The organism is Luteibacter sp. KNZ12-1A (assembly GCF_056755675.1).
This window is the reverse complement of record NZ_JBPGXU010000052.1, coordinates 1-16,480: the sequence shown is the minus strand read 5'-3', so window position 1 is coordinate 16,480 and position 16,480 is coordinate 1. Positions and strand designations below refer to the sequence as shown.

Annotated in this window: 18 protein-coding genes and 6 tRNA genes; 7 read left to right on the top strand and 17 right to left on the bottom strand. The window is 65.5% G+C overall.

Annotated features, from left to right (window positions below):
• Positions 1–171: 171 nt before the first annotated feature.
• From clpX to soxR, 4 genes are all read right to left on the bottom strand, one after another.
• Positions 172–1,467 carry an ATP-dependent Clp protease ATP-binding subunit ClpX gene (gene clpX, locus ACR9ZJ_RS11870; RefSeq protein WP_371024660.1) on the bottom strand — a complete coding sequence of 432 codons (1,296 nt, stop codon included), beginning with the start codon at positions 1,465–1,467 and terminating at the stop codon, positions 172–174.
• A 104-nt stretch (positions 1,468–1,571) separates the two neighbouring features.
• The gene (clpP, locus tag ACR9ZJ_RS11865) at positions 1,572–2,198 is read right to left on the bottom strand and encodes an ATP-dependent Clp endopeptidase proteolytic subunit ClpP (RefSeq protein WP_371024703.1); all 627 of its coding nucleotides are present in this window, start codon (positions 2,196–2,198) and stop codon (positions 1,572–1,574) included.
• Positions 2,199–2,266: 68 nt separating this feature from the next.
• A complete protein-coding gene (gene tig / locus ACR9ZJ_RS11860) occupies positions 2,267–3,559 on the bottom strand; it encodes a trigger factor (RefSeq protein ID WP_481287852.1) in 1,293 nt (430 codons plus the stop codon).
• Between the two features lie 177 nt (positions 3,560–3,736).
• Complete coding sequence (gene soxR, locus ACR9ZJ_RS11855) at positions 3,737–4,171, bottom strand: redox-sensitive transcriptional activator SoxR (RefSeq protein ID WP_481280846.1); 435 nt, start codon at positions 4,169–4,171, stop codon at positions 3,737–3,739.
• Positions 4,172–4,263: 92 nt separating this feature from the next.
• On the opposite strand from soxR, the gene ACR9ZJ_RS11850 reads away from it, so the two are divergent.
• Both ACR9ZJ_RS11850 and ACR9ZJ_RS11845 read left to right on the top strand, forming a co-directional pair.
• Entirely contained in the window at positions 4,264–5,646 is a 1,383-nt protein-coding gene (locus ACR9ZJ_RS11850) for an MFS transporter (RefSeq protein WP_481287851.1), read from the top strand.
• Between the two features lie 103 nt (positions 5,647–5,749).
• On the top strand, positions 5,750–5,968 hold the full coding sequence (locus ACR9ZJ_RS11845; protein WP_481287850.1) for a hypothetical protein: 219 nt from the start codon (positions 5,750–5,752) through the stop codon (positions 5,966–5,968).
• Positions 5,969–5,990: 22 nt separating this feature from the next.
• Here the strand turns inward: ACR9ZJ_RS11845 and ACR9ZJ_RS11840 are convergent, their stop codons facing one another.
• Positions 5,991–6,521 carry a helix-turn-helix domain-containing protein gene (locus tag ACR9ZJ_RS11840; RefSeq protein ID WP_481287849.1) on the bottom strand — a complete coding sequence of 177 codons (531 nt, stop codon included), beginning with the start codon at positions 6,519–6,521 and terminating at the stop codon, positions 5,991–5,993.
• A 66-nt stretch (positions 6,522–6,587) separates the two neighbouring features.
• Here ACR9ZJ_RS11840 and ACR9ZJ_RS11835 point away from each other — a divergent pair, with 66 nt between their 5' ends.
• Entirely contained in the window at positions 6,588–6,905 is a 318-nt protein-coding gene (locus tag ACR9ZJ_RS11835) for a LysE family translocator (RefSeq protein ID WP_481287848.1), read from the top strand.
• Between the two features lie 336 nt (positions 6,906–7,241).
• Here ACR9ZJ_RS11835 and ACR9ZJ_RS11830 read toward each other — a convergent pair.
• The 8 genes from ACR9ZJ_RS11830 to rlmE form a co-directional block, all read right to left on the bottom strand.
• Positions 7,242–7,326: transfer RNA gene (locus tag ACR9ZJ_RS11830), tRNA-Leu, on the bottom strand.
• 56 nt (positions 7,327–7,382) lie between these two features.
• Positions 7,383–7,458, bottom strand: a tRNA-Lys gene (locus tag ACR9ZJ_RS11825).
• A gap of 26 nt (positions 7,459–7,484) precedes the next feature.
• Positions 7,485–7,561, bottom strand: a tRNA-His gene (locus ACR9ZJ_RS11820).
• 14 nt (positions 7,562–7,575) lie between these two features.
• Positions 7,576–7,652: transfer RNA gene (locus tag ACR9ZJ_RS11815), tRNA-Arg, on the bottom strand.
• 24 nt (positions 7,653–7,676) lie between these two features.
• Positions 7,677–7,753 (bottom strand) — tRNA-Pro (locus tag ACR9ZJ_RS11810).
• Between the two features lie 144 nt (positions 7,754–7,897).
• Positions 7,898–7,974, bottom strand: a tRNA-Arg gene (locus ACR9ZJ_RS11805).
• Between the two features lie 184 nt (positions 7,975–8,158).
• Complete coding sequence (gene ftsH / locus ACR9ZJ_RS11800; protein ID WP_481280850.1) at positions 8,159–10,093, bottom strand: ATP-dependent zinc metalloprotease FtsH; 1,935 nt, start codon at positions 10,091–10,093, stop codon at positions 8,159–8,161.
• Entirely contained in the window at positions 10,090–10,740 is a 651-nt protein-coding gene (rlmE, locus tag ACR9ZJ_RS11795; RefSeq protein WP_371024668.1) for a 23S rRNA (uridine(2552)-2'-O)-methyltransferase RlmE, read from the bottom strand. Before rlmE ends, ftsH begins: the two co-directional genes overlap by 4 nt.
• Positions 10,741–10,824: 84 nt before the next feature.
• Between rlmE and ACR9ZJ_RS11790 the strand changes: the two genes are divergently transcribed.
• Genes ACR9ZJ_RS11790 through panE form a run of 3 tightly spaced genes read left to right on the top strand, consistent with a single transcriptional unit; the run spans position 10,825 to position 12,444 of the window.
• Positions 10,825–11,121 (top strand): YhbY family RNA-binding protein, encoded by a 297-nt coding sequence (locus ACR9ZJ_RS11790; RefSeq protein WP_306847730.1) that lies wholly within the window; start codon positions 10,825–10,827, stop codon positions 11,119–11,121.
• Positions 11,122–11,127: 6 nt separating this feature from the next.
• Complete coding sequence (locus tag ACR9ZJ_RS11785) at positions 11,128–11,499, top strand: Mth938-like domain-containing protein (protein ID WP_306847732.1); 372 nt, start codon at positions 11,128–11,130, stop codon at positions 11,497–11,499.
• 3 nt (positions 11,500–11,502) lie between these two features.
• Complete coding sequence (gene panE, locus ACR9ZJ_RS11780) at positions 11,503–12,444, top strand: 2-dehydropantoate 2-reductase (RefSeq protein WP_481287858.1); 942 nt, start codon at positions 11,503–11,505, stop codon at positions 12,442–12,444.
• A 138-nt stretch (positions 12,445–12,582) separates the two neighbouring features.
• Here the strand turns inward: panE and ACR9ZJ_RS11775 are convergent, their stop codons facing one another.
• From ACR9ZJ_RS11775 to surE, 4 genes are read right to left on the bottom strand one after another with little or no spacing between them, the layout of a single operon-like run.
• Positions 12,583–13,602 carry a peptidoglycan DD-metalloendopeptidase family protein gene (locus ACR9ZJ_RS11775; RefSeq protein ID WP_481287847.1) on the bottom strand — a complete coding sequence of 340 codons (1,020 nt, stop codon included), beginning with the start codon at positions 13,600–13,602 and terminating at the stop codon, positions 12,583–12,585.
• A 23-nt stretch (positions 13,603–13,625) separates the two neighbouring features.
• The gene (locus ACR9ZJ_RS11770) at positions 13,626–14,234 is read right to left on the bottom strand and encodes a YqaA family protein (RefSeq protein ID WP_306847738.1); all 609 of its coding nucleotides are present in this window, start codon (positions 14,232–14,234) and stop codon (positions 13,626–13,628) included.
• A gap of 29 nt (positions 14,235–14,263) precedes the next feature.
• Positions 14,264–14,899 carry a protein-L-isoaspartate(D-aspartate) O-methyltransferase gene (locus ACR9ZJ_RS11765; RefSeq protein WP_481280852.1) on the bottom strand — a complete coding sequence of 212 codons (636 nt, stop codon included), beginning with the start codon at positions 14,897–14,899 and terminating at the stop codon, positions 14,264–14,266.
• Between the two features lie 49 nt (positions 14,900–14,948).
• Positions 14,949–15,731 (bottom strand): 5'/3'-nucleotidase SurE, encoded by a 783-nt coding sequence (gene surE, locus ACR9ZJ_RS11760; protein ID WP_481280853.1) that lies wholly within the window; start codon positions 15,729–15,731, stop codon positions 14,949–14,951.
• Between the two features lie 115 nt (positions 15,732–15,846).
• Here surE and ACR9ZJ_RS11755 point away from each other — a divergent pair, with 115 nt between their 5' ends.
• On the top strand, positions 15,847–16,389 hold the full coding sequence (locus ACR9ZJ_RS11755) for a Smr/MutS family protein (RefSeq protein WP_481280854.1): 543 nt from the start codon (positions 15,847–15,849) through the stop codon (positions 16,387–16,389).
• Positions 16,390–16,480: the final 91 nt, after the last annotated feature.

Sequence of the window (16,480 nt, the reverse complement as noted above, 5' to 3'; positions counted from 1 at the left end):
TGCTTGGGGTTTCCCTCGGAAGATTTGGGCCTCGCCCCGACACTGCGCCGGAGCCGCCATAGACGTCAAGTGGTGGTTCGCGAAGGACCGATCAAGAGCCGGGCATGCAAACAAAAACGGCCCCGGCGTCGTGAAACGCCGGGGCCGCCGTTACTCGCTCCGCCTGACGAATCAGGCCGCGTCGCCGCCCTCGCCCGCGATCCGCTGCTGTTGCAGGTTGCCGCGGTAGATCAGGTAGGGCTCGGCCTGGCCGTCGATCACGGCGTCGTCGACCACGACCTTGCTGACATGTTCCAGCGAAGGGAGTTCGAACATCGTGTCGAGCAATACCTGTTCGAGAATGGTTCGCAGTCCGCGCGCGCCGGTCTTGCGCTTGAGCGCGCGACGGGCGATGGCGGACAAGGCCTCCGGACGGAATTCCAGCTCGGCGCCTTCCATATCGAACAGCTTGCGGAACTGTTTGGTGACCGCGTTCTTCGGCTCGGTGAGGATCTGTACCAGGGCCGCCTCGTCGAGTTCGTCGAGCGTGGCGACCACGGGCAGGCGACCCACGAACTCGGGAATCAGGCCGAAGCGGACCAGATCCGCCGGCTCGACTTCCGAGAGCATCTTGCCGACGTTCTCCGTGCGCTCCTTCGAGCGCACCTCGGCGCCGAAACCGATGCCGGTGGTCTCGGAACGCTGCTGGATCACCTTCTCCAGCCCGGCGAACGCGCCGCCGCAGATGAAGAGGATGTTGCGCGTGTCGACCTGTAGGAACTCCTGCTGGGGATGCTTGCGCCCGCCCTGCGGCGGCACCGAGGCGAGCGTGCCCTCGATGAGCTTGAGCAGGGCCTGCTGCACGCCTTCGCCGGAAACGTCGCGGGTGATCGACGGGTTTTCGCTCTTACGCGAAATCTTGTCGATCTCATCGATGTAGACGATGCCGCTCTGCGCCTTCTCGACGTCGTAGTCGCACTTCTGCAGGAGCTTCTGGATGATGTTCTCGACATCCTCGCCCACGTAACCGGCTTCGGTAAGCGTGGTCGCGTCGGCGATCGTGAACGGCACGTTGAGCAGGCGCGCCAGCGTTTCGGCCAGCAGCGTCTTGCCCGAACCGGTCGGACCGATCAGGAGGATGTTGGACTTGCCCAACTCGATGTCGTCGTTCTTCTGCCGCGACTCCATGCGCTTGTAGTGGTTGTAGACCGCGACGGAGAGCGCTTTCTTGGCGCGCGTCTGTCCCACCACGTATTGGTCGAGCGCTTCCATGATCTCGCGCGGCTTCGGAAGGTGCGTGCGACCGGAGGCCGCCTTCTCTTCCAGTTCCTCGCGAATGATGTCGTTGCACAGCTCAACGCATTCGTCGCAGATGAACACGCTTGGGCCAGCGATCAGCTTGCGCACTTCATGCTGGCTCTTGCCGCAGAAAGAGCAATAAAGGATCTTGCCGCCGTCGTTGGAACGGCTTTGCCGCTCGTCGCTCATGCTATGGGCCCTACTGAGAATCCAGGTGCGCTTTGAGAATAGCACAGCCCTCCGCCCCTGAACTCAGGGGCGAAGTGCCGGTTTTCACAAGCGAAAAAGTTCAATCAAGCTGAACGGACGGTGTCGACCGTACGCTTGTCGAGAACCGAGTCGATCAGGCCATAGGCCTGGGCTTCCGCGCCGCTCATGAAGCGGTCGCGCTCGGTGTCACGGGCGATCTCTTCCACCGTCTTGCCACTGTGGTTGGCGAGGATCGCGTTGAGCCGCTCGCGCATGGTCAGGATCTCACGGGCGTGGATCTCGATGTCCGTGGCCTGGCCGGAGATGCCGCCAGCCCAGGGCTGGTGGATCATGATGCGCGAATGCGGCAGCGAGTAACGCTTGCCGGCCGCGCCGGCGGCCAGCAGCAAGGCGCCCATGGAGGCGGCCTGGCCGATGCACATCGTGCTGACGTCCGGCTTCACGAACTGCATCGTGTCGTAGATCGCCATGCCCGCGGTGACCGAGCCGCCCGGGCTGTTGATGTACAGGCTGATGTCCTTGTCCGGGTTCTCCGATTCGAGGAACAGCAGCTGGGCGACGATCACATTGGCCATGTAGTCGTCGACCGGGCCGACAGCAAAGATCACGCGCTCCTTGAGGAGACGCGAGTAGATATCGTACGAACGCTCGCCACGCGAAGTCTGCTCGACGACGATGGGCACCAGGTTGAGATTCTGGATCGGAGCCATGGACATGGGGTCTCTCCTTCGTGTGGGGCCCGGTTGTTGCCAGTGGATCGGCGTGCTCTGAATGGAGCTTACGCGCCGATCGGTCGCATCACCTCGTCGAAGCTCAGTTCCTGGTCGGTGGTCTTGGCATTGTCCGCCACCCACTCGGCCACCTGGTCTTCCATCACTCGGTTCTGCAGTCCCGACATCAGTTGGGGGTCACCGTTATACAGTTCAATGACCTTTTCCGGTTCCTCATAGGTCGAGGCGATCGCCGTGAGCATCTCGCTCATGCGCTTGCGGTCGAGGCGGAGCTCGTTCTTGCGGGCGATCTCACCCATCAGGAGAGCGGCGATGACGCGCTTGCGGGCGAACGGCGCCGCCTCGGCGATCATCTCCGGGCCCGGCTCCTGGCCACGCGGCAGGTTGCCGGCGGCGAGGCTGCGGGCCTCGGCGTCGGCCATGAGCTCCGGCACGTCGAGGTCCGGGTAGGCGTTGGCCAGCTTTTCCGCCACTTCCGATTTCAGGCGGGCCATCAGGGTGGCCTTCAGCTCGCGCTCGAGGTTGGCGCGGACTTCCTTGCGGAAGGTCTCGATGTCGCCATCGGCCACGCCGAACATCTTCACGAAATCGGCGTCGACGGCCGGCAGGTTCGGCTCCTGCACCTTCACGATCTTGAAGGTGACCTTGGCGGTCTTGCCGGCCAGGTCCGGGTTGCGGAAGTCTTCGGGGAAGGCCACGTCCTGGACCAGGTCCTCGCCGGCGCCACGGCCGGTCAGGGCCTCGTCCAACGCCTTGAACAGGGTGCCCGAGCCCAGCACGCTGCCCGCGCGCTCCAGGCCTTCGGCCGGGAAGCGGTATTCGCCCGCTTCGGCGGCGTATTCGAACATGACGAAATCGCCCTCCTTCGACGCGCGCGACACTTCGTCGAAGCTGCGGCGCTGCGTGCGCAGGGTCTCGATCATCTTGTCGATGTCGGCGTCCTTGACCTCGGCCTTCGGACGGGAGATCTCCAGGGCGGAGACGTCGACGGCCGGGAATTCGGGCATCACCTCGAAGGTGGCCGTGTAGGCGATCTCGCCGTTTTCGGCATTGCCCGTGGTGTCGACGGACGGGTTGGCGATCGGCTGCAGCTTTTCCTGCGTGACGGCATCGCGGAGCGTGCTGCCGATGAGCTCGGACAGGGCTTCGCCACGGACCTGCGCGCCGAAGCGCTGCTTGATCACGTTGGCCGGCACCTTGCCAGGACGGAAGCCCTTCAGCCGCACCGTACGGCCCATTTCCGCGATGCGCTCGCTGACCTGCGACTCGAGACGCTCCGCCGGGAACTTCACCGTGAGCTTGCGCCCGAGCTTGCCGACATTCTCAACCGAAACCTGCATGACCTCTCCTGAAACCACCACGGACGTGGCGCGATGGCGAACATCCGTCGCCGTAACCGAAACAAAGGAATTCACCGCGAATCCGGGGCCGGCCGCCGCGACCTTCCCCCCGGCGGCGAAAAACCCCGCAAATGACTGCCCATTCTACGTTTTGGCCTCCTGCCGCCGCAACCGTCGTCAACCCGGCTCCCAGCGCCTGGGGCCGCCCCCCTCCACGGCCAGCGCATCGCCCGGATTGGCCAGGGCGCAGGCTGTCAGGGACAGGCAGCCACAGCCGATGCAATCCGTCAGGCGATCCTTCAGGTTGACCAGCAGGGTGATCCGTTCCTCCAGTTCGTCCCGCCAGGCGGCGGACATCCTGGCCCACTCCTCGCGCGTAGGCGTCCTCTCGTCCGGCAGGCTGGAAAAAGCCCGGCGAACGGCCTCCAAGGGCACGCCGACCCGCTGGGCGACCCGGATCACCGCGAGTCGACGGAGCACATCGGCCCCATAGCGGCGCTGGTTGCCGGCCGTCCGCAGGCTGCGGATCAGGCCCTTGCGCTCGTAAAAATGCAGCGCCGACACGGCCAGGCCGGACCGTTTCGCCGCCTCGCCCACGCTCAGTTCGCGCATCGCTTGACCTCAACAAACGTTGAGGTCTCATGCTGCGCCTCCCGGGCCAGGCACGCAAGCGTGCGAAACTCCCCTTTCCCCAAGGAAGCAGAATGAACGTGGGTACGTCGGATCCAGACATCTTGAGCGCCACCGGAGCGCCACCCCACACGCCCGGCATCCTCGCCCCTCCCTACCGGGCGGCCACCATCGGCATGGTCGCCCTCATATCCCTGATCGCCTTCGAGGCCCTGGCGGTCACCACGGCCATGCCCACGGCGGCGCGCTACCTCGACGGATTGAAGGCGTACGCCCTCGCCTTCGGCGGTGTCCTGGCCACCAGCGTCATCGGCATGACCTTGTCCGGGCGCTGGAGCGACCGCCGGGGCCCCGCCCCGGCCATGTGGACCGGCCTGGCGGGCTTCGTCGTGGGCCTGCTCATCGCCGGTTTCGCCCACGACATGCCCACCTTGCTGGTCGGTCGCCTGATCCAGGGCCTCGGCGCCGGCTGTCTCTCGCCCGCCCTTTACGTGATCGTGGGCCGACTGTATCCGGAATCGCTGAGACCGAAGGTATTCGCCTCATTCTCGGCCGGCTGGGTCGTGCCGGCGCTGATCGGTCCCGCCGTGAGCGGCGCCATCGTCGAGCATGTCGGCTGGCGCTGGGTCTTCCTCGGCGTGCCGCTGCTGGCGATTCCCGCCGCGGCGGGGTTGCGGGGCGCGCTGCGTTCCCTGGGCAAGCCCTCGGGCATCGTCGGCGAAACACCCGGGCGGATGATGAACGCGGTCGGCGCCTCCCTCGGCGTCTGCCTGCTGTTCGTCGCCGGGCAGGAACAGGGCTGGCTCGCCGCCGCGTCGTTCGCGCCAGCCATCGCGTTGCTGTACTTCTGCGGACGACGCCTGCTTCCGCCGGGCACCTTGCGAGGGGCGCGCGGCCTGCCCGCCGTGGTCGCCCTGCGTGGCGTCGCCGCCTCCGCGTTCTTCGGCACCGAGGCCTTCCTGCCGCTGGCCTTTTCGAGCGAACACGGGCTGTCGCCGATGTGGGCGGGCATTGCCATCAGCGTGGGCGCGATCGGCTGGTTCTCGGGTTCGTGGTACCAGGGTCATTACGCGAAGATCTCGCGACAGGCGCTGCTGAATCGCGGCACCGTCCTGATGGTGACCGGCGTGATCGTCGCGTCGCTCAGCACGTTCGCCTGGATGCCGGTCATCGCTTCCGTCGCGGGTTGGCTGCTGACGGGCTTCGGCATGGGCATGCTCTACGGCACCGTCGCCGTGCTCGCCTTGTCGATGTCCGCCGAGCACGAACAAGGTGCGAACAGTTCCGCGTTGCAACTATGCGAATCACTGATGGTGGCGACCACGCTGGCGATCGGCGGCTCGTTGTTCGGCGCCTTGCTCGATGTTTCGCACACCGCGGCGTTCGCCGCGAATTTCGCTATCACGGTCGTGCTGGCGGTCCTGGGAACGGTCGTCGCGCGGCGCGTCGGGGCGTGATCGCGCTATAGAGCAGTCGCGCGCGAACGGGCCTGGCCGGAAAATCCCCCTCGAATCGCGCGTGTACAATGTCTTTCCATGGACACTCGCGGCAAGGACACGCGTGAACGATACCGACTACCGCCTGATCGACGCGACCCTGATCAAGCTCGTGCACGAGGCAGGCAAGCTGTCCGCGGAGACGAGTAAGCTCAGCGCGGAAACGGCGAGGATCCAGGCCGAAAGCCGCTACTACCCGATGATCGCCCTGGGGACCCTCGCCATCGGCGTCCTTGGCGGCGTCACGGCGCTCATCGCGTGCCTCATCAAACTGGCATTCTGATCGTCGTCGCGTGTGTCGGCGGCTAGCGTCGATGCAGTTCCGCGACCGTCATCGTGAAAACGAGTTCGGTCCTTCCCTCGTTCGCATAACGGTGCGGCACGTCGGTGCGGGCGATCGCGGAGTCGCCTTTCGGCAGCATGATCGTCGTGTCACCCACGACGAGGTGAAGTTCGCCCTTCTCCACATGGAACAACTCCATCGTTCCCGTGGGGTGTCCCTGCGACTCGTAGGATTCGCCGGGGCGCATGACCCAGCGCCAGAGTTCGATCATGTCGGGGCCCGAGGTACCGGCAAGCAACCGCGCGCTACCCCCCTCGCTTCCCGTCCACAGAGTGGGAATATCGCCGCTGGCGACACGGCGGACGGGTGACGCCTGGGCGACGCTGACGATGTCGGCGACCGACACGCCGAAAGCCGCGGCGACCTTGCACAGCGTGCCGATGCTCGGGTTGGCGGTCCCCTTCTCGATCTCCACCAGCATGCCCTTGCTCACGCCTGAGCGTTTGGAAAGGCCATCGAGCGTCAGCCCCGCGTTCGCACGAAGTGTCTTCATCCGTGTCGACAGCGCCGCGCTGATTCCACCCAGGCCCGCATCCGGACGCGACCGAAGGCCACCGACGTGCCTCACCTGGCCCGAGCCGGAGCGAAAAAAGCCTTCAGGGACGGCATCGTCGTCGAAGCGCTGAACGTGAAGACCGCCATGTTCTTCATCGCTTTCATACCGCAGTTCGTCTCGCCGGCACATGCTTTCGCACCGCAGTTCATCCTGCTGGGTTCGATCTGCGTGCTGCTCAACACCAGTGCCGACCTGGTCGCGGTGTTCGCCGCCAGCCGCTTCCTCGCATCGGACGCCAAGGCGCGGCGAGAACACCTGCTGTCCCGCGTATCGGGCGTCGTCATGATCGCGCTGGGGCTGTTCGTGGCAACAAGGGGCTAGCGCGGAAGACTCGGCGACAAATAACCAAAAGTCCGCGCCGAGATTGGCAAGCTCATGGCGGAGACCGCGAAAATCAACTCGGAAGCGCGCTGGTATCCCTTCGTCGCGACTGCTGGCCTGTTTGCTGCCGCCGTCGGCTTCGTGAAGCTCATGGGCGTCCTGTAGCGCCCTGGCCGCTACCTGCGCACCCTCGACGAAACCCGCCGCACAGGCGGGTTTTTGATGCGCGGCACCTCGCTTACGAGGAGTTAATCGTTACGGGACAGAGAAAGCCGCATCAGACGTAACCCTTACGATGCTGCAACCCCCAAGTATCTGATTCAAGGGGAAACAGGATGGTGCGAGAGGCGGGACTCGAACCCGCACGGGTTGCCCCGTCAGAACCTAAATCTGGTGCGTCTACCAATTCCGCCACTCTCGCGCAGCGAGCCATTCTAAAAGAAAACGCCGGTAGCGGGAGCTACCGGCGTCTTGAATTGGTGGGCCGTGTAAGATTCGAACTTACGACCAATTGATTAAGAGTCAACTGCTCTACCAACTGAGCTAACGGCCCGTTAAAACTTGCAGCTACGTTGTAAGTGGGGTGGACGATGGGACTCGAACCCACGACATCCGGAATCACAATCCGGTACTCTAACCAGCTGAGCTACGCCCACCATAAAACACCATTTGGCGCGCCCGACAGGAATCGAACCTGCAACCGTCGGCTTAGAAGGCCGATGCTCTATCCGATTGAGCTACAGGCGCAGGCACTGTATGTAGAACGCCAACTGGTCGGGGCAGAGGGATTCGAACCCCCGACATCCAGCTCCCAAAGCTGGCGCTCTACCAGACTGAGCTATACCCCGAAACTTAAAGCACTATCCCGATTTACCGGGGTGAAGCCTTCAAATGTTACGGGTCAAACTCAAGCCCGTCAATCTGTATGAACACACCACACTTTCAACTACCGCGACCGTTGCACGAAGGCGACGGCTTTGCTGCTTAAAAAATGGTGCGCCCGGAGAGATTCGAACTCCCGACCACCAAGTTCGTAGCCTGGTACTCTATCCAGCTGAGCTACGGGCGCACACTTGAAACTTTAGACCCGGTGACTATCGCCGTGAAGCGTTAGCGCCGTGCCGAGAAGCGGAATTATTCAGATATCGGACGCACCCGTCAACACTTTTGTGCATCTTTTTTTCTCGGATTCGTAACAGTCGCTGTAAATAGCCGTCCGAACGAAGGAAGGGCGGCCTTGGCCGCCCTTCCCTTTACAGCTGCGTGGCCGGCTTGCCGACCTTGTCCGGCGCGGAGCCGGCGTCGCCACGGGGCGGCGGAGGCGGCGGCGTCGAACCCGGCTTCTGCCAGTCGGCCGGCGGGCCCGGCTCGCGATCGTTCATGATGTCGTCGATCTGGCGAGCGTCGATCGTCTCGTACTGCAGCAGCGCCTCGGCCATCACGTGCAGCTTGTCGATATTGGTGGTGAGCAGCTCCTTGCTGCGCGCATAAGCGCGGTCGAGGATGGTGCGCACCACTTCATCGATCTTGCGCGCGGTCTCGTTGGACACGCTCTTGTGCTGCGTGACCGAGCGACCGATGAAGACCTCGTCTTCTTCCTCGCCATAGGTCACCGGCCCGAGTTCGTCGGACAAGCCCCACTTGGTCGCCATGTTGCGCGCCATCTTCGTCGCGCGCTCGATGTCGTTGGAAGCACCCGTGGTGACCTTGTCGTGGCCGAAGATGAGTTCCTCGGCGACGCGACCGCCGTACAGCGAGCACAGCTGCGATTCGATCGCGACCTTGTTGATGCTGTACCGGTCGCCTTCCGGCAGGTACATCGTCACGCCGAGGGCGCGGCCGCGTGGAATGATCGTGACCTTGTAGACCGGATCGTGCTCGGGCACGAGACGGCCGATGATCGCGTGGCCGGCTTCATGGTAGGCGGTGAGACGCTTCTCTTCGTCGTTCATCGCCATCGAGCGGCGCTCGGAGCCCATGAGGATCTTGTCGCGTGCGCGATCGAGATGGCTCATGCGCACTTCGCGCGCGTTCTCGCGGGCGGCAAACAAGGCCGCCTCGTTGACGAGGTTGGCGAGATCCGCGCCGGAGAAGCCCGGCGTGCCGCGCGCGATGACCATCGCCTCGACATCGGCCGCGGTCGGCACCTTGCGCATGTGCACCTTGAGGATCTGCTCACGGCCCTTCACGTCCGGCAGGCCCACGACCACCTGGCGGTCGAAACGGCCCGGACGCAGCAGCGCCGGATCGAGCACGTCGGGACGGTTGGTGGCGGCGATGACGATGATGCCTTCGGTGCCTTCGAATCCATCCATCTCGACCAGCAGCTGGTTGAGCGTCTGCTCGCGCTCGTCGTGACCGCCGCCCATGCCGGCGCCGCGATGGCGGCCGACCGCGTCGATCTCGTCGATGAAGATGATGCACGGCGCGTGCTTCTTCGCCTGCTCGAACATGTCGCGGACGCGGCTGGCACCGACGCCGACGAACATCTCGACGAAGTCGGAGCCGGAGATCGAGAAGAACGGCACCTTGGCCTCGCCCGCGATCGCCTTGGCGAGCAGGGTCTTGCCGGTACCCGGCGGACCGACCATCAGCACGCCACGCGGGATCTTGCCGCCCAGCTTCTGGAACTTGCCGGGATCGCGCAGGAATTCCACCAGCTCGCTGACTTCTTCCTTGGCTTCGTCGCAACCGGCGACGTCACCGAAATTGACCTTCACCTGGTCCTCGCCTTGCAGCTTGGCGCGCGAGCGGCCGAAGCTCATGGCGCCACGGCCACCCGAACCCGCCTGCATCTGGCGCATGAACCAGATCAGCACGGCCACGAAGATGATGATCGGCAGCCAGTTGAACAGCAGGCCGAGCAACGAGAAGCCATTGTCGGCCGGCTCCTGGCGAAGCTCGACGCCCTTGTCGCGCATCTGCTTGACCAGGTCGCTCGTGGACAGGCCCACGACCGGCACCACGGTGCGGTAGGAGCCGCCGTCCTTCAACTTGCCGGTAATGGTCGGCGGGGCGGTCGAGGTGATCGTGCCGCTCGCCACGTTGCCGTTGTCGATCTGCTGGGCGAAGGTCGTGTAGGACATGTCCTGCGACGATCCGCCGCGCGGGTTGAACGTCTGGAACACGGTCAGCAGGACCACCGCGATGATCAGCCAGAGCAACAGGTTTTTCGCCATCTCATTCATGCGCGGTTCTCGCCAGGTTGCCGGGACGCGGACTTGAGGCCGGTCGCCAGCGCATAGACCTCTCGCGAACGTGCGCGGGAGGCCTTCGGTTTACGCATCGTCACGCGACTGAAGTCCGCGCGCAAGTTCTTCAGGTACTCGTCGAACCCTGCCCCCTGGAACAGTTTCACCAGGAACGACCCTCCGGGTTTCAGCCAATCGAGGCTGAACTGCCGGGCGAGGTCGCACAGGTCCATGGCGCGGATCTGGTCGGCGAGTGCCACACCGGACATATTGGGGGCCATGTCCGAGAGGACAAGATCGACCTTCTGGCCTTCCAGCTTGCTTTCGAGTTCGCGAAGGACCGATTCCTCGCGGAAATCGCCCTGCATGAAGTCCACGCCGGCGAGGCCCGCCATGGGCAGGATGTCCAGGGCGATGACCGTGCCCGTGTCGCCCATGCGCTGCCGCGCCAGCTGCGACCAGCCGCCGGGAGCGGCGCCGAGGTCGACGACGGTCATGCCGGGCTTCAGCAGGCGATCGCGGTCGATCAGCTCTTCGAGCTTGAAGACGGCACGGGAGCGAAGCCCCTCGGCCTGGGCCTTCTTGACGTAGGGATCGTCGAAATGCTCCCGCAGCCAACGGGAACTGCTCTTGCTGCGTGCCATGGGCTTTCGACCAACAATAAGTAAGGTGCAGGTCGTGCATGATACCCTTTGACGCCTGTCAGCCGCACATCGAACCTGAACGCAATGTCGCTTTCCCCTACACAGCGCCGCTACCTGCGCAGCCTCGCCCACGACCTCCGCCCCGTCATCCTGCTGGGGAACAAGGGCGCCACCGAGGCGGTCGCCAAGGAACTGGCCCAGGCCCTCGACATCCATGAGCTGGTCAAGGTGAAGCTCTCCGGGGGTGACAAGGACGAGCGCCAGGCGCAGATCGCCTTCCTCACCGGCCAGACCGGATCGGAGACGATCCAGGAAATCGGCCACGTCGTCGTCCTGTTCCGCCGGAACGAGCAGGACCCGAAGCTGGCCCTGCCCCGGTAAGCCCCCATGGAACTGTCGTTCGAGCATCCCGGCGAGTACCTGTTCGTGCGCCGGGTGGGTGCCGACACGGTCACGGTGGTCGACCGCGACTTCCACAAGAGCATCCTGCTGACCCCGAAAGAGGTCATCGAGGACTGGACCGCCACCGATGCCTCCCGGCTCACGCTGGCCGATGTCGAGAAGATCGTCGCCCTGGAGCCGGAGCTGGTCCTGCTGGGCACCGGCGAACGCCAGGTCTTCCCGCCGGGCGAGGTGATGGCGGGTTTCCTGCGCCGCGGCATCGGTATCGAGGCGATGACCAACGGTTCGGCGGCGCGGACCTACAGCCTGCTCGCGGGCGAAGGCCGGCGCGTGGTCGCGGCGTTCATCCTCCCCTGAGGGATCCCCATGCGCATCCTCGTTCTTGGAGCCGGTGGCACCGGCGGCTACTTCGGTGGCCGCCTGGCCCAGGCAGGCGCCGACGTCACCTTTCTCGTCCGCCCCGAACGGGCCAGGACGCTGGACGAGAAGGGGCTGGTGATCCGCAGCCCCTTTGGCGACGCCACGGTACGGGTCGACCACGTCACCGCCGACAGCGTGACCGGCGCAGGGGCCTTCGATCTCGTCCTGCTGTCCTGCAAGGCCTACGACCTGCACTCGGCCATCGAGGCGATCGATCCGGCCGTGGGCGACACGACCGCGATCCTGCCCATCCTCAACGGCCTGGCCCACTACCCGGTGCTCGACAAGCGGTTCGCGCCCGACAAGGTCATCGGCGGCCTCTGCGTCATCAGTGCGGCGAAAGGCCCGGAAGGCGAGATCCTCCATCTGGGCAATGGCGCGTCGATCACCTTCGGCGAGCGCGACGGCCGGCAGCACGGCGATCGTTGCGAGGCCATCGCCGCCGCCTTCGCCGCGGCGAAGGTCGACCACACCCATTCCACTGACATCCAGCGCGACCTCTGGGCCAAGTTCTCCTTCCTGGCTACGCTCGCGGGCGCCACCTGCCTGTTCCGCGCCAGCGTGGGCGACATCGTGGCCACCGACGACGGCCGCCACCTCACCGAGCGGATGTACGAGGAGTGCCTGGCCGTGGCCCGTGCGTCAGGCCACCCGGTGCCGGACAACGCGCGATCGTTCGCCTGGAAGACGCTGACGCAGGAGGGCTCGCCGCTGACCGCATCGATGCTGCGCGACCTGGAATCCGGCCAGCGTATCGAGTCCGACCACATCGTCGGCGACATGCTGCGGCGCGCCCGCGATGCCGGTGTCCACGCACCCATGCTGGAAGTGGCCTTCGTGCACCTCCAGGCGTTCGAAGCAAGGCGCAAGCGCGGCGGCTGACCTCGGAGCGGCGGCTGAAACCATAAGAGCCACTCCAGGTGACGGCCCTCGGTGTGGGAGCCTGTCGGCGATCCCGCGGGCAGCGGGCCAGCACCCATCGCCGCTGAAGCGGCTCCCGCGGGAGCCCGATACCGATGCCTAGCGCGGCGGCAGGTACTGCAGCGGATCGACCGGATTGCCGTCGCGGCGTATCTGGAATTGCAGCTCGTCACGCGTGGCCCCGGTGGAACCCATCTCCGCCACGCTCTGCCCGGCCTTCACCTTCTCGCCTTCCTTCACCAGGCGCTTGCGGTTATGCCCATAGGCGGAAAGGAAGCTGTCGCTGTGCTTGATGATGACGAGTTCGCCGTAGCCGACCAGGCCGTTGCCGCTGTACACCACGACGCCATCGGCGGCGGCGCGGACCGGATCGCCCGCCTTGCCCCCGACCTCGATGCCAGGGATGGCATCGCTGGATGAGAATTTCTTCAACATGGCACCGTCGGCCGGCCAGCGCCAGCTGATCCCGCCCGCATTGCGCGTGGCCCCGCTGGTCACGATGGGTGTCGAGGCCGACGGGTTTTCGACGGGCGCGGGCGGCTGCGTCACCGGAGCGCTCGGGGGTGGCGGCGTGGTAACCAGCGATTCCGCGGGCTTGCCCGCGATGACGACAGGGGTGTTCGTCGTGGTCGCGGGCGCGGGGACCGCCGGTGGCAAGGCGGCCCCGGTATCGGCCACGTGGGCCGGCGGCGGTTGGGTCGCGGCCGGCGGCTGTACCGCCTGACCCGCTGGCGCCGGCGCGGGACGCCCGGCCGGTGCCGGTGGTGGCGCGGCGACCACGGGGGCGGCGTGTGAAGGCGCCGGCTTGTCCTCGTGTCCCGGTGGGGAAAGGCGCAGGTCCTGACCTGGCCAGATCGTGTAGGGCGAAGCGATGCCGTTCCAGCTGGCCAGGTCGCGGAAATCCACCTTGTTGCGGAAGGCGATGCTGTACAACGTGTCGCCCTTGGCGACCCGGTAGCTGCCGCCCGGCGGAGGTGCCGGCGTGGCGGCCCGCGCGGGGGCGTAGGTGCTGCCCGGGCTGCGCGTGACGACGACCGAGCTGCGAGTGACGTCGCATCCGGAAAGCATGAAGCCCGCGGCCAACACGGCGGCCAGCGCGAGCGGACGGATCATGAGCATCGCGGACTTCCCTTCACGGTCACTCATCTCAACAGGAACCACCAGGCAGCCAGGAGGATGATCGCTACGATAACAGCCCATCCTATCCATTCGATGTGTTTGCGCAGCATCTGTTCCGCACGTTCACCGAACAGGCGGACCAGCAGGGCCAGCAGCCAGACGCGCTTGCCACGGCCGATCATCATGCAGATGAGGAACGGCAACACCGGCACGCCGACGATACCCGAGGCCCAGGTGACGAATTTCATCGGCACCACCGGTTGCAGGGCGGCCATGGCCAGGACGATGTACAGGCCCAGCGAATGCGCCTGCATGTCTTTCTGAAGGCTGGCCACGCCCGTCTGGATCGGCGCGAGCAGATGCAGCGATTCCAGCAACGGCTTCAGCGCCTCGTAGGCGAAATGGCCGAGGGCATACCCCACCAGCGAGCCCAGCAACGAGAACAGCAGGCTCCAGTTGGCGAAACGGAACGCCTTGCGTGGCTCGGCGAGCATCATCGGTGCCAGCATGATTTCCGGCATCACGGGAAAGATGAAGGCTTCGACGAAGGAGAGTCCGGCGAGATAGCGAACCGCATGGCGGTGGCGCGCCCAGACGATGGCGCGCTCGTAGAGCGAAGCGAACATCCGCATTCAGCGGGTTTCCTTGTGATGGGAACGCATCAACCGATGCCGCCGAGAAGCGGCACGAAACTCACGGCGCCCAGGTCCTCGCGGATCACGGCGCCGTGCTCGTCCTTGCGCAAGCGCACGAGCATCTGCTGGCTGGGGCTGCCCACGGGCGCCACCAGCACACCGCCCGGCTTCAACTGGTCGAGCAGTTTCGACGGAATCCGATCGCCGGCCGCCGTGAGGATGATGCCTTCGAACGGTGCCTCGGATTCCCAGCCGAGCTTGCCGTCGTCGTGTCGCGACCGCAGGTTCTCGATGCCCAGTTGGCGGAAACGCCGCCGTGCCTGGCGCAGTAGTTCCTCGATGCGCTCCACCGTGTAGACCGTGGGCACGATGCCGGCGAGCACGGCGGCCTGGTAACCGGAACCCGTGCCGATTTCGAGCACGCGATCGGGCACGCCGTGCTCGATCAGCGCCTCGGTCATCCTCGCGACGATCCAGGGTTGCGAGATGGTCTGGCCATGACCGATCGGCAGCGCGGTGTTCTCGTAGGCACGGCTGTGCAACGCCTGGTCGATGAAATGATGGCGCGGCAGCTGGCGGATCACCTCGAGCACGCGCTCGTCGCGAATGCCCTCCTCGGCGAGCTTCGCCACCAGTCGATCACGTGCGCGCTGGGAAGTCATCCCCTCGCCGCGCAGCGCGGAAGGCGGAAGTGCATGCAGGTTCACCACCTCAGGCCGCCTCCTCGTTGTCCATGGCCGACGACAGCGAAAGTGCCCAGCTGCTGACTTTCTCCAGCGCCTGGAAGCGCGTGAGGTCGGTATGGATCGGCGTGACCGAGACATAACCGCGGCGGACGGCATCGAAATCCGTACCGGGACCATCGTCTTCGATCTCGCCCGGCGGGCCGATCCACCACATCGCGCGGCCGCGCGGGTCGGTGGTGCGGATCGCGGGCGCCGACCGGTGGCGCTTGCCGAGCCGGGTGACTTCGAACCCGCGGATCTGCTCCCAAGGCAGGTCGGGCACGTTCACGTTGAGGATCGTGTCCGCCGGCAGCGGGTCGACGACCAGGCGACGCACCAGCATGAGCACGGCGTTCGCCGCGGCATGGAAGTGGCGACCCGAGCCTTCCTGCGTCACCAGCGACACGGCGATCGCGGGAAGCCCGAGGAAACGTCCTTCCATCGCGGCCGACACGGTACCCGAATAGATCACGTCGTCGCCAAGGTTGGCGACGTTGTTGATGCCGGACACCACGATGTCCGTTTCATGATCGAGCAGACCGGACAGCGCGAGATGAACGCAGTCGGTGGGCGTGCCGGCCACGCGATAGGCGCCGTTGTCCAGTCGCTGCACGCGGATGGGCGCATCGAGGGTGAGCGAATTGCTCGCGCCGGATCGGTCGCGGTCCGGCGCCACCACCGTCACCGTACCGAACTCGGCCAGACGCCCGGCCAGCACCTGGATGCCAGGGGCCTCCACGCCGTCGTCGTTGCTAACCAGAACTTGCATGCTGATCCAGATCGAAAAACGGGTGCGGCGGCCCCACCTCAGGGAAAGCCGCCCGACTGTCCAAGTCTACCGGACCGGGCAGCCGGATTCACGAAAGCCCGCTAGGATGGGAGCCATGAAGCGACGCCCTTCGACGGTACATGACGACGATAGCCGTCTCTTTCGCGAGGCGATCGGCGACGTTCGCCCCATGACGCCCGTCGAAGCCGTGCCCGACCGCCCGAGGCCGGAGCCGCATCCGCACATGCGCGATGCCGACGAGGCGGCCGTGCCCGCCGATTCCCTGCTGTTCGACTATGACCCCGCCGACCTCGAGGTCGGCGAAGAACTGTCGTACTTGCGTGACGGCTATCCGCCGAAGCTCCTGAAGCAGCTCAAGCGCGGGCAGTTCAGCATCCAGGCCGATGTCGACCTGCACCAGATGAACGTGGCGGCGGCGCAGCTGACGATCGCGGAGTTCCTCGCCGAATGCCGTCGCGACGGGGTGCGCTGCGTGCGCATCATTCACGGCAAGGGCCTGCGCTCGAAGGCGGCCGGGCCGGTGTTGAAGGGACTGACCGATCGATTGCTGCGACGAAGGGATGACGTGGTGGCGTTCGCCTCGGCGCGGCCGATGCAGGGTGGCACGGGGGCGGTCGTCGTCTTGTTGAAAGGGTGACGGGTGTTTGCCTCGTCCTGGCCCGCTGCCGCGGGATCGCCGACAAGTCGGCTCCCACCGGTCCACTCATCCTCCCACAGGTCCACTCATC